The organism is Kribbella sp. NPDC004875, from assembly GCF_042873375.1.
In the GTDB taxonomy this organism is placed as follows: Bacteria; Actinomycetota; Actinomycetes; order Propionibacteriales; family Kribbellaceae; genus Kribbella.
This window is the reverse complement of record NZ_JBIALI010000007.1, coordinates 57,173-70,843: the sequence shown is the minus strand read 5'-3', so window position 1 is coordinate 70,843 and position 13,671 is coordinate 57,173. Positions and strand designations below refer to the sequence as shown.

Sequence of the window (13,671 nt, the reverse complement as noted above, 5' to 3'; positions counted from 1 at the left end):
GCCGCCTGCTTGGCGGGACAGTGCGTTCGAAGTTACGGTGCGCTGAACAGGTGGGCCATCGACCGGCGGACCAGGTCGGTGCGCATCGCCTGCGTGGTGAGGCCCTCGGCGCCGAAGCCGAGGTACACCGTGTCCGGTGTGGTGACGCCGGCGCCCTCGTCGAAGGCGGTCGTCGTGCGGACCCAGTCGTTCGGGTTCGCGGCCGAGCCGGACGGTGCGCCTGGCACCGTCCAGCCACCGAGGTCGGTCTCGAACGAGGTCGCTTCGGTGCCGGAGTCCTTCGTGATCGTGGCGTCGTCGACGAAGGATCCGAGACCCTGCGTCGACCAGTCGCTGACATAGGTGATCGACAGTTCGACCTGGTGACCGGCGTACGGCGTCAGGTCGATCTTCCAGTCCTGCCAGCCCGCGCTGGAGCCCGAGGACGCGTTCCAGGCGCCGGTGGTACCGGTCGGTGAACAGTCGGCGCCCTGGTAATGGGCCAGGAACGGATGCAGTTGCTGCACCCAGCCGGCCGGGCAACTCTGGCCGGTGCTCTGCGTCGTGTGGCCGTTCACGTCCGGCAGCGTGGTCCAGTCGTCCTGGCCGACGGTGTGCGCCTCGACCATCACGTAGTCCCAGTCCTTCTCGGTGTCGTAGGAGAACTTGAACGACAGCGAACCGCTCGTGGACCCGGTCAGGTCAACGGTCTTGGCCAGCCGCTTGTAGCTCATGTTCGCCTGTTGGCTGTAGACGTATCGCGAACCCGTGAACGGTTCGTACGGGTCGCCACCGGGCCGCTGCCACTTCAACGGTGCCGAGCTCGCGAACTGCGGGAACTGGGCGGGTGGCAGCACACTCGACGTCAGGACGAAGGCCCCGGTGTGGTTCTGGTTGTTCGCCGAGTCGCCACCGTTCAGCGTCCCGCTGAATCCGTTGAAGGCACCCGAGACACCCTGGATCGGGACCGGGTCGCCATTCGCTGTGCCGCTGTTGTCGATGAAGGTGTACGCCCCGAGCCAGTACTGCTCGAAGTCGTTCAGCAACGGCAGACACGGGTATGCCCCCGGTGTGGTGCACTCGCCCTGCTGCTCCTGGAACGGGTTGTAGTAGTACGCCCCGTCCGCGTTGCTCGCGAAGCCGGCGTACTTACCCGTGTACAGCAGTTTGCCGCCCTCGTTGAGGTAGTCGCGGACCGACAACTCCAGGTCGAGCGCGAGTTCGGCCGCCGTACCGGCGGGCTGTCCGGTCTTCCGGGTGATGATGTCGTCGCCGGTCTCCCAGACGATCGCCTTGTAGTGCGACAGCACGCCCAGCGGATGCGGAGCGGTCCGGTTGTTCGCGTCCACGTCGTACACGTCGGACGTGATCCCGGCCGCGGTCAGAGCGGCGGCGTACTTGTCGGCGTACTTCGCCGTCGCGACGCCTTGCACCGGGCTCGCGCCGGTGGTGTCCTCGGCCGCCAGGATCAATACGTCCCCACCGATGTCGCTCGCGACGCGATAGGTGAAGTGCCGGCTGGCCACCGCGCCGGTCCCCGGTTTGTTGCCGGTGAACCACACCTCGACCGAGTCGCCAGGTCTGGTACTGCGAACCGTGCCGCGGAACTCGGCGTAGTAGTGGTTGTCGGTGTCGCCGTACCGCTCGCCGCCCTGCCACTGCGCCACCTTGTCGGTGATCGGGTCGCCGCCGTTGACGCGGTAGTTGATGCGCAGGTTCTTCAACGCCCGCTTCGCGATCACCGCGACGGGCTGCGTGGTGCCGTAGGAGACCGCGAACGGGTCGATCACCAGATCGGCGGCCTTCTTGCCGACCACCGAGACCGGGTCGTCCGGGTCCTTCGCGGACTTCGCGACGGACAACGCGAACGGGATGTTCTTGGTGAACTCCGCCTGGATCAGGTGCTCGTCGTCGGGGAAGCTGAAGACGCTGACACAGTCCTCGGGCCGCCACTGGTCGTTCGGGTCGGAGGCCGACGCGGTCTCGCAGGTCGACATCTCCGGCGTGAACGCCATCGTGCCGTACTTCGCCGACGCATGCCCGTCCGTCTCCCCGTTGGTCGTGTAGAGCTCCGCCGAGATGTCCGGGTCATAACCGGGTACGGCGGGATTCGCGTCGTCGCCCGCCATCGCCTCGGAGATCACGTCGTCCGGCGAGGGCGTGCTCACCTGCCAGCCGACGCCGTACAGCAGCAACTCGGCGGCCGAGTGGTAGTTGATCAGCTCGGTGAAACGGACGCGCTTGAACAGGCCGTCGAGGGCCTTCGTCTCCGGTTCGGACGCCGGTGCCGGACCGCGATAGGTCTCGCTGCTCGGGTCGGGGGACGAACCCTCGTTGTCGTAACCCCACTTGGTCGCCATGTTCCGGTTCAGGTCGACGCCGTCGCCCGGGGCGATCTGCCCGTCGCCGTTGTTGTCCCGCAGGTTCTTGCGCCACAAGCGGTCGCCGGCGAACGTGTAGTCGTAGCCGTCCGGGTTGGCCACCGGCAGGAACCACAGCTCGGTGGAGTTCACCAGCCGGGTGATGTCGGCGTTCGTCCCGTAGCCGTCGATGACGTAGTGCATCAGCCGCCGGACCATCTCGGGCGTGATCCACTCGCGGGCGTGCTGAGCGCCGGCGTACAGCACCGAGGGCCGCGATCCGTCGGTCAGCTGACGAGCGTCCTTGGTCACCTTCACCGCGACGATCGGCTTGCCCTGCGTCGTCGTACCGATCGTGACGAGTTCGGCCAGTCCTGGGTTTGCCGCGGCGGTCTGCGTCAGCTCGGCCTGCAGGCCGCCGGTCCCGCTGTACGGGCGGAACACCGTCGGTCCCGCCGCGGTCAGCCGGGCGGCCTCTTCGGAGGCGTCCCGCCCCTTGACCTTCTTCACCTTCAGGTCGACGCCGTCCGAGCGGAGCTTGGCAGCCTGCCGCTTCGACATGACGACCTCGACGGTGGTCTTCCCGTCCGCGGCCCGGCCGGTGGCCAGATCCGAACGGTCCACCCCGACGTCCACGACCTTCTGCACTTCTTGCGCGGTCAGATCGCCGACGTACACCTCCAGGCCGTCCTTGCCCTGGCCCGGTCCCGCTGTTGCTGCCTGCCCTGTGGCGAAAGCCCCCGCTACGACGGCCAGTACCGCGATGAGAACAGGAGTTCTGCGCATGTCGCCCCTCCCCGGTCGACGGTGCATACCAGGGCAGCGTCCTGTGACGCAGATCACTAGTCAATAGCTGAGAGTAAGCGGACCGTGGCGTGCTCGATCTCACCCGGCCGTACATACCAGTGCGGCAATGGTTCGGAATACCGTGGGGGGATGAGTCATCGCAGCGAGTCGGGGTTCGAGTTCCAGCCGGTGTACGGGCCGCTCGACGGGTTCGACGCGGCGACGCAGCTGGGCGAGCCGGGGCAGTACCCGTACACCCGCGGCGTGTACCCGACGATGTACACGCAGCGGCCCTGGACCATGCGCCAGTACGCCGGGTTCGGGACGGCCGCCGAGTCGAACCAGCGGTACCACCAGCTGATCGACCACGGCACGATGGGACTGTCCGTCGCGTTCGACCTGCCGACCCAGATGGGCTACGACTCCGACGCCCCGATCGCGCACGGCGAGGTCGGCAAGGTCGGGGTGGCGATCGACTCGATCGACGACATGCGGGTGCTGTTCGACAAGATCCCGCTGGACCAGGTGTCCACCTCGATGACGATCAACGCGCCGGGGTCGGTGCTGTTGCTGCTCTATCAATTGGTCGCCGAGGAGCAGGGGGTGCCGGGTGACAAGCTCACCGGCACGATCCAGAACGACGTACTGAAGGAGTACATCGCCCGCGGCACCTACATCTACCCGCCGAAGGAGTCGCTGCGGCTGATCAGCGACATCTTCGCGTACTGCAAGGCGGAGCTGCCGCGCTGGAACACGATCTCGATCTCCGGTTACCACATGGCCGAGGCCGGCGCGACGCCCGCGCAGGAGATCGCGTTCACGCTGGCCAACGGGATCGAGTACGTGCGGGCCGCGGTCGCGTCGGGGCTCGACGTCGACGAGTTCGCGCCGCGGTTGTCGTTCTTCTTCGTCGCCCGGACGACGTTGCTCGAAGAGGTCGCGAAGTTCCGGGCGGCGCGGCGGATCTGGGCCCGGGTGATGCGCGACGAGTTCGGCGCGCGCAACCCGAAGTCGCAGATGCTCCGCTTCCACACCCAGACGGCCGGCGTGCAGTTGACCGCGCAGCAGCCCGAGGTCAACCTCGTCCGCGTCGCGGTCCAGGGGTTGGCCGCCGTACTCGGGGGAACGCAGTCGCTGCACACCAACTCATACGACGAGGCGATCGCGCTCCCGACGGAGAAGGCGGCCCGGCTGGCGCTGCGCACGCAGCAGGTGCTCGCGTACGAGACCGACGTGACCGCGACGGTCGACCCGTTCGCCGGGTCGTACGTGGTGGAGTCGCTGACCGACGAGGTCGAGGCCGCCGCGGTCGAGCTGATGGAGCAGGTGCAGGAGTACGGCGGTGCCGTCGCCGCGATCGAGAAGGGCTTCCAGAAGCAGGAGATCGAACGCTCGGCGTACCAGATCGCTCAGCAGATCGACTCCGCCGAACGGGTGGTCGTCGGCATGAACAAGTTCAGGATCGCCGAGGAGGAGCCGTACGAGCCGCTCCGCGTCGACCCCGCGATCGAGGCGCAACAGGTCGACCGCCTCGCCACCCTCCGCGCCACCCGCGACCAGGCTGCTGTCGACAAGGCCCTGGCAGCCCTCAAATCCGCTGCCCAAGGCAACGAGAACTGCCTCTACCCGATGAAGCAGGCCCTGAAAGCCCGAGCCACCGTAGGCGAAGTCTGCAACACCCTCCGAGAAGTCTGGGGCATCTACGTTCCCGCCGACACCTTCTGACTTCCCCGTCCCACCCGAGCCCCGTGCATCCAACCGCGTGAAAGTGGTGGGTGTTCAGTCCAGCAGGGCGGTTGAGGTGAGGACTGTGGTGCCTAGGGTGATGGCTTCTTCGGAGGGGGTGAAGCCGGGGGTGTGGAGGTCGGCGGCTGACTCTTGGGTGGGTGGGCGGACGCCCAGGCGGGCCATCGCACCCGGCACGTGTTCGAGGTACCACGCGAAGTCTTCGCCGCCGAGGCTCTGGTCGGTCGGCGCCACCGCGCTCGAACCCAGCGTCTGATGTACGGCGTTCTGCAGCACGTTGATCGCGATCGCGTCGTTCATCACCGGTGGTACGCCGTGCGTGACCTCAGTGTCGACCTCCACGCCGTACGGGCGGACGATCTGCGCCGCCAGCTCGGGGATGAGTTGTTCCGCGAGGCGCCACGCATTGACGTCCAGGCACCGCAGCGTTCCCTCGGCCTCGCCGCGGGACGGGATCGCGTTGGCGGCAGAGCCCGACGTGATGCGCCCCCAGACGAGCGACATCCCGGAGCGCGGGTCGACGCGACGCGACAGCGCCGCAGGCAGATCGGTCACCAGCGTCGCGAGCGCGTAGACGAGGTCAGCGGTCAGGTGCGGCCGGGACGTGTGCCCGCCCGGTCCCGTCAACCGCACCAGCAGCTTGTCCGCAGCAGCCGTCAGCGCACCGACCCGGAGCCCGATCTGACCGACCTGCAGCCGCGGGTCGCAGTGCAGCCCATAGATCCGTCGTACGCCGTCCAGCCCGCCGGCCGCGATGACACCGAGCGCGCCACCCGGCATGACCTCCTCGGCCGGCTGGAAGATCACCCGGACCCGCCGGTCCAGCTGCCCGTCGCGCGCCATCCCGGCCAGCACCAGCGCCGCCCCGAGCAGCGCGGACGTGTGGACGTCGTGCCCGCACGCGTGCGCGACGCCGTCGATCGTCGACCGCCACGGCGCGTCGACGCCGTCCGGCACCGGCAGCGCGTCGATGTCGGCCCGCAGCGCGACGCACGTGTCGCCGGCGCCGATGTCGCAGATCAGTCCGGTCCCGGTCGGCAGCACCCGCGGCGACAGCCCGGCGTCGACGAGCCGCTTCTCGAGCAGTTCGGTCGTCCGTACCTCGTGCCACCCGAGCTCCGGGTGGGCGTGGAGGTCACGCCGTACGCCGACCATGTCCTCGCGCACCGCCTCGACGCGCGCCAGGATGTCCGCGACCAGCAACTGATGACTCATCCCGCGATTGTTGCACCCGGAGACCGGAGGCCCGCGCAGAGTACCGAGGCCGGTCACGACGGGATTACGGCCACGTTCGGTGAAAGTCACCACGGAGAGTGCTCACCGTGACCCCTGCAGCGCGAGCGGTGACCGTACCGGAGAAGTTGTCGAAATGTGACGCAAACGCCGGTCACTTTCCGGTATCGAGGTCTGCTCGACGTTCAATCCGGGCCGGGACGCGCCCTATAGTCTGCGGATGGCACGTGGGGGAAGGCGTGCCGGCAAACGTATCTGGTCGACGAAGGAGACGTCCGGTGAAGAAGTACGTGCGGGGAACGGCGATCGTGGGCGTACTGACGCTCGCCGTCGCCGCTTGTGGTAGCAAGCCGACCGACAGCAACTCTGGCGGCAGCAGCGCCAACAAGGACTTCAAGGCCTGCATGGTCTCCGACTCGGGGGGCTTCGACGACAAGTCGTTCAACCAGACCTCGTACAAGGGCCTGCAGGACGCGGTCAAGGAGAAGGGCCTGACCGAGGTCAAGGCCGAGTCGAAGTCGGACAACGACTACACGACGAACATGACCGCGATGGTGAGCGCCAAGTGCAACGTCATCGTCGCCGTCGGCTTCAAGCTCGAGGACGCCACCGAGGCGGCGGCGAAGGCGAACCCGAACATCAAGTTCGCGATCGTCGACTCGGCGCCGAAGGCACCGATCGCCAACCTGAAGCCGCTGCTGTTCAACACCGCGCAGTCCAGCTTCCAGGCCGGTTACCTGGCCGCGGCGATGACGAAGTCCGGCAAGGTGGGCACCTTCGGTGGCCTGCAGATCCCGACCGTGACGATCTTCATGGACGGCTTCGCCCAGGGCGTGCGCTACTACAACCAGCAGAAGAGCAAGAACGTCCAGGTGCTCGGCTGGGACGACCAGAAGCAGAAGGGCCTGTTCACCGGCGACTTCGAGGACAAGGCGAAGGGCCAGAACAACGCCCAGAACCTGATCACCCAGGGCGCTGACGTGCTGTTCCCGGTGGCCGGCCCGTCGGGTCTCGGCGGCCTGCAGGCGGCCAAGGCCAGCAACGGCAAGGTGAACGCGATCTGGGTCGACACCGACGGCTGCATCAGCGCCGAGGAGTACTGCTCGGTCCTGATGAGCAGCGTCCAGAAGGGCATGGACGTCGCCGTCAAGGACGCGGTCGTGTCGGTCGTCGACAACAAGTTCGACAACACCCAGTTCACCGGCACCCTGCAGAACGGCGGCACCGCGATCGCGCCGTTCCACGACTTCGACAGCAAGGTCCCGGCCGACGTGAAGTCGGAGCTGGACCAGATCAAGGCCGACATCATCAGCGGCAAGATCACCATCGAGTCGAAGGTTCAGCCCAAGGCGTCCTGAACCTCCGCACACTTGCGTAGTACGGTGCGAGCCAGGAAGGCAGACCCACAGGTCCGGCCTTCCTGGCTCGCCGTCTGAAGGGAAGGCTCCCGCATGCATCTCGAGCTCTCCGGGCTGACCAAGCGCTTCGGCTCGCTGGTCGCCAACGACCACATCGACCTGGTGATCGAGCCGGGCGAGATCCACTGCCTGCTCGGTGAGAACGGGGCCGGCAAGAGCACGCTGATGAACATGCTCTACGGGCTGCTGCAGCCCGACGAGGGCGAGATCGTGATCGACGGCGAGAAGGTCGCGATCACCTCGCCGAGTGACGCGATCCGGCACGGGATCGGCATGGTGCACCAGCACTTCATGCTGGTCCCGGTGTTCACCGTCGCCGAGAACATCATGCTCGGCCGGGAGAACACCCGCGGCGCCGGCGTCCTGGACCGTAAGAAGGCGCACGCGCTGGTCACCGAGATGTCCGACCGGTACGGCTTCGAGGTCGATCCGGACGCGCTGGTCGAGGACATCCCGGTCGGCGTCCAGCAGCGGGTGGAGATCATCAAGGCGCTGACCAACAACGCCAGCGTGCTGATCCTGGACGAGCCGACCGCGGTGCTGACGCCGGCCGAGATCGACGAGCTGATCGGCGTGATGCGCCAGCTCAAGGAGAACGGTACGTCGATCGTCTTCATCACCCACAAGCTCAAAGAGGTGCAGGCGATCGCGGACAAGATCACCGTGATCCGGCGCGGCAAGGTGGTCGGCCAGGCCGAGCCGTCGGCGTCCGAGGAGGAGCTCGCCGAGTTGATGGTCGGCCGCGCGGTCGACCTGGTGGTGAACAAGGAGCCGGCCCAGCCGGGGGACGCCGTACTGCGGGTCGAGGGCCTGACCGTGATCGACGAGCGCGGGTTCACCGCCGTCGACGGGGTCGACCTGGAGGTCCGGAGCGGCGAGATCCTCGCGGTGGCGGGGGTCCAGGGCAACGGCCAGACCGAGCTCGCCGAGGCGCTGCTCGGGCTGACGCCGATCGCGGCCGGCACGATCAGCCTGGAAGGTCAGGACCTGACCGGGAAGTCCACCCGGCACCGGCTGGAGGCCGGCATCGGGTACGTCCCGGAGGACCGGGCGCACGACGGGTTCGTCGGCTCGTTCACGGTCGCCGAGAACCTGATCCTCGACCTGTTCCGGAAGGCCCCGTTCGGCAACGGGCCGGCATTGCGGACCGACGAGATCGACAAGAACGCCGAGGAGCGGGTGCAGGAGTTCGACATCCGCACCCAGGGCATCGACCTGCCGGTGTCGTCGCTGTCCGGCGGCAACCAGCAGAAGGTCGTGCTGGCCCGCGAGCTGTCCCGCCCGCTGAAGCTGCTGGTCGCCTCGCAGCCCACCCGCGGCGTGGACGTCGGCTCGATCGAGTTCCTGCACGGCCGGATCGTGGAGGAACGCGACCGCGGCACGGCGGTGCTGATCGTGTCCACGGAGCTGGACGAGATCGCCGCGCTGGCGGACCGGATCGCGGTGATGTACCGCGGCAAGGTTGTCGGCGTCGTACCGTCCGACACCCCGCGCGACGAACTGGGCCTGATGATGGCCGGCGCCTCGAAGTCCGAGGCACACGACGAGGCGATCGAACACCCGACCACGTTGGGAACCATCTGATGAGCACTGAGACAGATGCCGTGCCGGCGCCCGCGCCGGCCAAGGAGCCGAAGCGGTCCGCCGGCCTGCCGAACTGGGCCGTCCAGGGCCTGGTCTCGCTGAGCGCGATCGTGCTGGCGCTGCTAGTCGGGGCGATCCTGATCATCGTCAGCGACGATCAGGTGCAGGCCGCGGTCAAGTACTTCGGCGCCGCCCCGATGGACACCGTCTCGGCCGCTGTGAGCGCCGTCGGTGAGGCGTACAAGGCGCTCGCGGTCGGCGCGTTCGGCGGGCTGACCCCGATCAGCGAATCGTTGACCCAGGCAACACCACTGATCTGCGGCGGTCTCGCGGTCTCGCTCGCCTTCCGCACCGGATTGTTCAACATCGGTGCCCAGGGCCAGCTGATCATGGGCGCGATCCTCGCCGCGTACGTCGGGTTCGCGTGGCACCTGCCGCCGGTCCTGCACCTGATCGTGGCGATCCTCGCCGGGTTGCTCGGCGGCGCGATCTGGGGTGGCGTCGTCGGCTTCCTCAAGGCGCGCACCGGTGCGCACGAGGTGATCGTGACGATCATGCTGAACTACGTGGCGATCTACCTGCTCGCCTGGCTGCTCACCACGTCGGCCTTCCGCCGTCCGGGCCGTACGGACCCGATCTCGCCGATCGTCGACGCGAACGCGCAGTACCCGCAGTTCGGGGGCACCCGGCTGCACGGCGGGTTCATCCTCTCGGTGCTGGCCGCGGTCTTCGTCTGGTGGCTGCTCAACCGGTCGACGATCGGGTTCGAGCTGCGGGCCGTCGGCGCGAACCCGGACGCCTCCCGGACCGCCGGGATGTCGGTCGGCCGCGCTTACGTGATCGCGATGGTCGTGGCCGGTGCGCTCGCCGGTCTGGCCGGTACCCAGCAGGTGCTCGGCACGGACCTGCCGCTGACCGACGGAGTCGCGGCATCGGTCGGGTTCGACGCGATCACGGTCGCGCTGCTCGGCCGCGGCACTCCGCTCGGCACCGTACTCGCCGGTCTGCTGTTCGGCGCGCTGAACGCGGGCGGTCTGCAGATGCAGCTGATCACGCAGACCCCGCTGACCCTGACCACTGTCCTGCAGGCCGTGATCGTGCTGTTCGTCGCGGCGCCGGCACTGGTGCGCTCGATCTTCCGGTTCCTGCCGAAGGAACGTGGGACCGGACCGGTTCTCGCGAAGGGGTGGAACGGATGAGCGAGACGACTCCCGACGCCGTACCGGAGACGACGGCGAAGCCTCAGGTCATCGAGGCGCCGGCGGATCGGACCCGGCGGTTGCGGGTCGGCTCCCTGATGGTGCTGTTCGCGCTGCTCGGGCTCGGTCTGGCGATCTTCACCAAGGGCGGCGACGCGACCTTCCAGCTCGTCTCGGGCGACCTCGAGCACAACCTGCTCGGCGTACCGGCCCAGTTCACCGCGCTGGTACTCGGCATCTTCGGCGTGATCGCCGCGGGTGCGTACCTGCTGCGCCGGGTCCCGCAGTCGTACTCCGGCTACCTGGCGGCCCTGCTCGGGATCTGCTTCATCGGCTCGTTCCTGTGCTGGGCAGCGGCCGGGAAGACCTTCCCGCTGGCCAACCAGTTCCAGGGCACGCTGAACTTCGCGACGCCGCTGATCCTCGGCGCGCTGGCCGGCGTGATGAGCGAGCGGGCCGGAGTCATCAACATCGCGATCGAGGGCCAGTTCCTGGTCGGCGCGTTCACCGCGGCGGTCGTCTCGAGTACGACGGGCAGCGGCGCGGCGGCGCTGGTCGCGGCGGCCGTCACCGGCGTACTGATGGCGGCGCTGCTGGCGGTGTTCTCGATCAAGTACCTGGTCAACCAGGTCGTGCTCGGCGTCGTCCTGGTGGTGTTCGCGACCGGTATCACCGGCTTCCTGTTCGACCAGTTCCTGCAGAGCGACTCGGGCAAGCTGAACAACCCCGAGGTGCTCTCGGCGGTCAAGATCCCGGGGCTGGGCGACATCCCGTTCATCGGCCCGATCCTGTTCCACCAGACGATCCTCGTGTACCTGATGTACATCGCGGTCGCGGTCGTCACGTTCGTGCTGTTCCAGACCCGCTGGGGACTGCGGATCCGCGCGGTCGGCGAGCACCCGAAGGCCGCCGACACGGTCGGCATCCGGGTCAAGCGGATCCGGTACTCCGCGGTCCTCGCGGGCGGCATCCTGGCCGGCCTCGGCGGCGCGTTCTTCACCGTCGGGTACGCCGGTTCGTTCAGCAAGGAGATGACGGCGGGCAACGGGTTCATCGCGCTGGCCGCGCTGATCATGGGCCGCTGGCACCCGATCGGCGCGACGGTCGCCGCGCTGTTCTTCGGTTTCGCGACCCAGCTGCAGTCGCAGTTGCAGATCATCCAGACGCCGATCCCGGGTCAGCTGCTGCTGATGGCGCCGTACCTGGCGACCATCATCGCCGTGGCCGGACTGGTGGGCCGGGTGAGAGCTCCGAAGGCCGATGGTGAGCCCTACGTCACCGAGTAGCGCCGACGGCGACGCGGGCCCGGTCGACTGGGAGCTCCTCCGGGCCACCGCCGTCGAGATGACGGGCCGGGCCTACGCGCCGTACTCCGGCTTCCCGGTCGGTGCGGCGGCGCTGGTCGACGACGGGCGGATCGTTGCCGGGTGCAACGTGGAGAACGCCTCGTTCGGGCTCACGCTGTGCGCGGAGTGCGGGCTGGTGTCGGAGCTGCACCGGACCGGAGGCGGGCGCCTGGTGGCGTTCACCTGTGTGGACCGGCACGGCGATCTGCTGACGCCGTGCGGGCGCTGCCGGCAGCTGCTGCACGAGAACGGCGGGCCCGGACTGCTGCTCGAGACACCGCGCGGCCCGCGGCCGTTGCGTGAGTTGTTGCCCGACGCGTTCGGGCCGGAGGACTTGGAGAACTGATGAGTTTCGACGTGGTGGACGTCATCCGGGCCAAGCGGGACGCCGGGGAGCTGAGCGACGGGCAGATCGACTGGGTGATCGACGCCTACACCCGCGGGCACGTCGCGCACGAGCAGATGTCCGCGCTCGCGATGGCGATCCTGCTGAAGGGCATGAACCGGCGCGAGATCGCCCGCTGGACCGCGGCGATGATCGCGTCCGGTGAGCGGCTGGACTTCAGCAAGCTGTCCCGGCCGACCGCGGACAAGCACTCGACCGGTGGCGTCGGGGACAAGATCACGTTGCCGCTGGCGCCGTTGGTGGCGGCCTGTGGGGTCGCCGTACCGCAGTTGTCCGGGCGCGGGCTCGGGCACACCGGCGGGACGCTGGACAAGCTGGAGTCGATCCCGGGCTGGCGGGCCACGCTGTCGAACGACGAGATGATGCGGCAGTTGGAGGACGTCGGCGCGGTGATCTGCGCGGCGGGTGACGGGCTGGCGCCGGCGGACAAGAAGCTCTACGCGCTGCGGGACGTGACCGGTACGGTCGAGGCGATTCCGTTGATCGCCAGCTCGATCATGAGCAAGAAGATCGCGGAAGGCACCGGTGCGCTGGTGCTGGACGTGAAAGTCGGCTCCGGGGCGTTCATGAAGGAGCCGGCGGACGCCCGGGAGCTCGCGGAGACGATGGTTGCGCTCGGCACCGATGCCGGGGTGAAGACAGTCGCGCTGCTCACCGACATGTCCGTTCCGCTCGGACTGACCGCCGGGAACGCGCTGGAGGTCCGGGAGTCGGTCGAGGTACTGGCCGGCGGTGGGCCGGCCGACGTCGTCGAGCTGACCGTTGCCCTCGCCGCCGAGATGCTCGCCGCGGCCGGCGTCACGGATGTCGACCCCGCGGACAAGCTCCGGGACGGTACGGCGATGGACGTCTGGCGGCGCATGATCGCGGCGCAGGGCGGTGATCCGTCCGCGGAGCTGCCGGTCGCTCCCGAGCAACACGTCGTACCGGCTCCTGCTTCCGGGGTGCTGGCGAAGCTCGACGCGCTCGCGGTGGGCGTCGCGGCGTGGCGGCTCGGTGCCGGGCGGGCGCGCAAGGAGGACCCGGTGTCGGCGGTCGCTGGCGTGGAGATGCACGCGAAGCCGGGCGACCAGGTGCAGGAGGGTCAGCCGTTGCTGACCTTGCACACCGACGACCCGTCGCGGATCGAGCGCGCCCTCGAGTCGCTGGCCGACGCGGTGGCCGTCGCAGACACCTACAAGCCAGCCCCGCTGGTCATCGACCGCATCACCGCCTGACCAGCCGGCACCAGCCCGGTCCGGAGGAACCCGGTCAGCAGCCGCGCAAGGTTGCCGAACGCGAAAACGCACCGCCTTCGCGCTCGGGAATCTGCATCTCGACAGGTAGTGCACCCGAGGAACGCCGTACGCGCGACCCCGCTCACGCTCGAGTGCACTACCCCCAGCCCCGACACCTCCTGCCGACCTGCAGATCCCGACCCCCGCCAGCCGCCACAAGCTCCCCCGCTCCGCCGGGAGGACGGGGGACCCGACGGGGAGCAGATGCCCGCGCACGGGACGGGATGCCGGCGCGGGAGGGGATGCCTGCGGGAGGGGATGCCTGCGGGGAGGCGATGCCTGCGCGGGAGGGGTTATCCGCTCAAGGCGGGGGTTCTCTGTTGGTGTGAGAGGGAAG

General features: G+C 68.5%; 9 protein-coding genes. 7 read left to right on the top strand and 2 right to left on the bottom strand.

Going from position 1 to position 13,671, the window contains the following annotated elements; genetic code table 11:
* Window positions 1–32 precede the first annotated feature (32 nt).
* On the bottom strand, window positions 33–3,125 hold the full coding sequence (locus ACFYRH_RS34680) for a M14 family zinc carboxypeptidase (protein ID WP_387784077.1): 3,093 nt from the start codon (window positions 3,123–3,125) through the stop codon (window positions 33–35).
* A 150-nt stretch (window positions 3,126–3,275) separates the two neighbouring features.
* Here ACFYRH_RS34680 and ACFYRH_RS34675 point away from each other — a divergent pair, with 150 nt between their 5' ends.
* Window positions 3,276–4,850, top strand: coding sequence for a methylmalonyl-CoA mutase (locus tag ACFYRH_RS34675; protein ID WP_387784076.1), 1,575 nt, complete (start codon window positions 3,276–3,278; stop codon window positions 4,848–4,850).
* Between the two features lie 54 nt (window positions 4,851–4,904).
* On the opposite strand, the gene ACFYRH_RS34670 is transcribed toward ACFYRH_RS34675, so the two are convergent.
* Window positions 4,905–6,086 (bottom strand): amidohydrolase, encoded by a 1,182-nt coding sequence (locus tag ACFYRH_RS34670; RefSeq protein ID WP_387784074.1) that lies wholly within the window; start codon window positions 6,084–6,086, stop codon window positions 4,905–4,907.
* A gap of 296 nt (window positions 6,087–6,382) precedes the next feature.
* On the opposite strand from ACFYRH_RS34670, the gene ACFYRH_RS34665 reads away from it, so the two are divergent.
* The 6 genes from ACFYRH_RS34665 to ACFYRH_RS34640 all read left to right on the top strand — a co-directional run bounded on the left by ACFYRH_RS34665 (window position 6,383) and on the right by ACFYRH_RS34640 (window position 13,274).
* Window positions 6,383–7,462 carry a BMP family protein gene (locus ACFYRH_RS34665; protein ID WP_387784072.1) on the top strand — a complete coding sequence of 360 codons (1,080 nt, stop codon included), beginning with the start codon at window positions 6,383–6,385 and terminating at the stop codon, window positions 7,460–7,462.
* 93 nt (window positions 7,463–7,555) lie between these two features.
* A complete protein-coding gene (locus ACFYRH_RS34660) occupies window positions 7,556–9,106 on the top strand; it encodes an ABC transporter ATP-binding protein (protein WP_387784071.1) in 1,551 nt (516 codons plus the stop codon).
* Complete coding sequence (locus ACFYRH_RS34655; protein WP_387784069.1) at window positions 9,106–10,305, top strand: ABC transporter permease; 1,200 nt, start codon at window positions 9,106–9,108, stop codon at window positions 10,303–10,305. The genes ACFYRH_RS34660 and ACFYRH_RS34655 overlap by 1 nt, the downstream gene beginning before the upstream one ends.
* Window positions 10,302–11,591 (top strand): ABC transporter permease, encoded by a 1,290-nt coding sequence (locus ACFYRH_RS34650; protein WP_387784067.1) that lies wholly within the window; start codon window positions 10,302–10,304, stop codon window positions 11,589–11,591. Before ACFYRH_RS34655 ends, ACFYRH_RS34650 begins: the two co-directional genes overlap by 4 nt.
* Window positions 11,566–11,997: a cytidine deaminase gene (locus ACFYRH_RS34645; protein WP_387784066.1), complete on the top strand. Its 432-nt coding sequence runs from the start codon at window positions 11,566–11,568 to the stop codon at window positions 11,995–11,997. The genes ACFYRH_RS34650 and ACFYRH_RS34645 overlap by 26 nt, the downstream gene beginning before the upstream one ends.
* Window positions 11,997–13,274, top strand: coding sequence for a thymidine phosphorylase (locus ACFYRH_RS34640; RefSeq protein ID WP_387784065.1), 1,278 nt, complete (start codon window positions 11,997–11,999; stop codon window positions 13,272–13,274). The genes ACFYRH_RS34645 and ACFYRH_RS34640 overlap by 1 nt, the downstream gene beginning before the upstream one ends.
* Window positions 13,275–13,671: the final 397 nt, after the last annotated feature.

Coding starts and splice junctions, on each gene's coding strand:
- ACFYRH_RS34680 (WP_387784077.1), bottom strand. CDS start 3,125: ATGCGCAGAACTCCTGTTCTCATCGCGGTACTGGCCGTCGTAGCGGGG.
- ACFYRH_RS34675 (WP_387784076.1), top strand. CDS start 3,276: ATGAGTCATCGCAGCGAGTCGGGGTTCGAGTTCCAGCCGGTGTACGGG.
- ACFYRH_RS34670 (WP_387784074.1), bottom strand. CDS start 6,086: ATGAGTCATCAGTTGCTGGTCGCGGACATCCTGGCGCGCGTCGAGGCG.
- ACFYRH_RS34660 (WP_387784071.1), top strand. CDS start 7,556: ATGCATCTCGAGCTCTCCGGGCTGACCAAGCGCTTCGGCTCGCTGGTC.
- ACFYRH_RS34655 (WP_387784069.1), top strand. CDS start 9,106: ATGAGCACTGAGACAGATGCCGTGCCGGCGCCCGCGCCGGCCAAGGAG.
- ACFYRH_RS34650 (WP_387784067.1), top strand. CDS start 10,302: ATGAGCGAGACGACTCCCGACGCCGTACCGGAGACGACGGCGAAGCCT.
- ACFYRH_RS34645 (WP_387784066.1), top strand. CDS start 11,566: ATGGTGAGCCCTACGTCACCGAGTAGCGCCGACGGCGACGCGGGCCCG.
- ACFYRH_RS34640 (WP_387784065.1), top strand. CDS start 11,997: ATGAGTTTCGACGTGGTGGACGTCATCCGGGCCAAGCGGGACGCCGGG.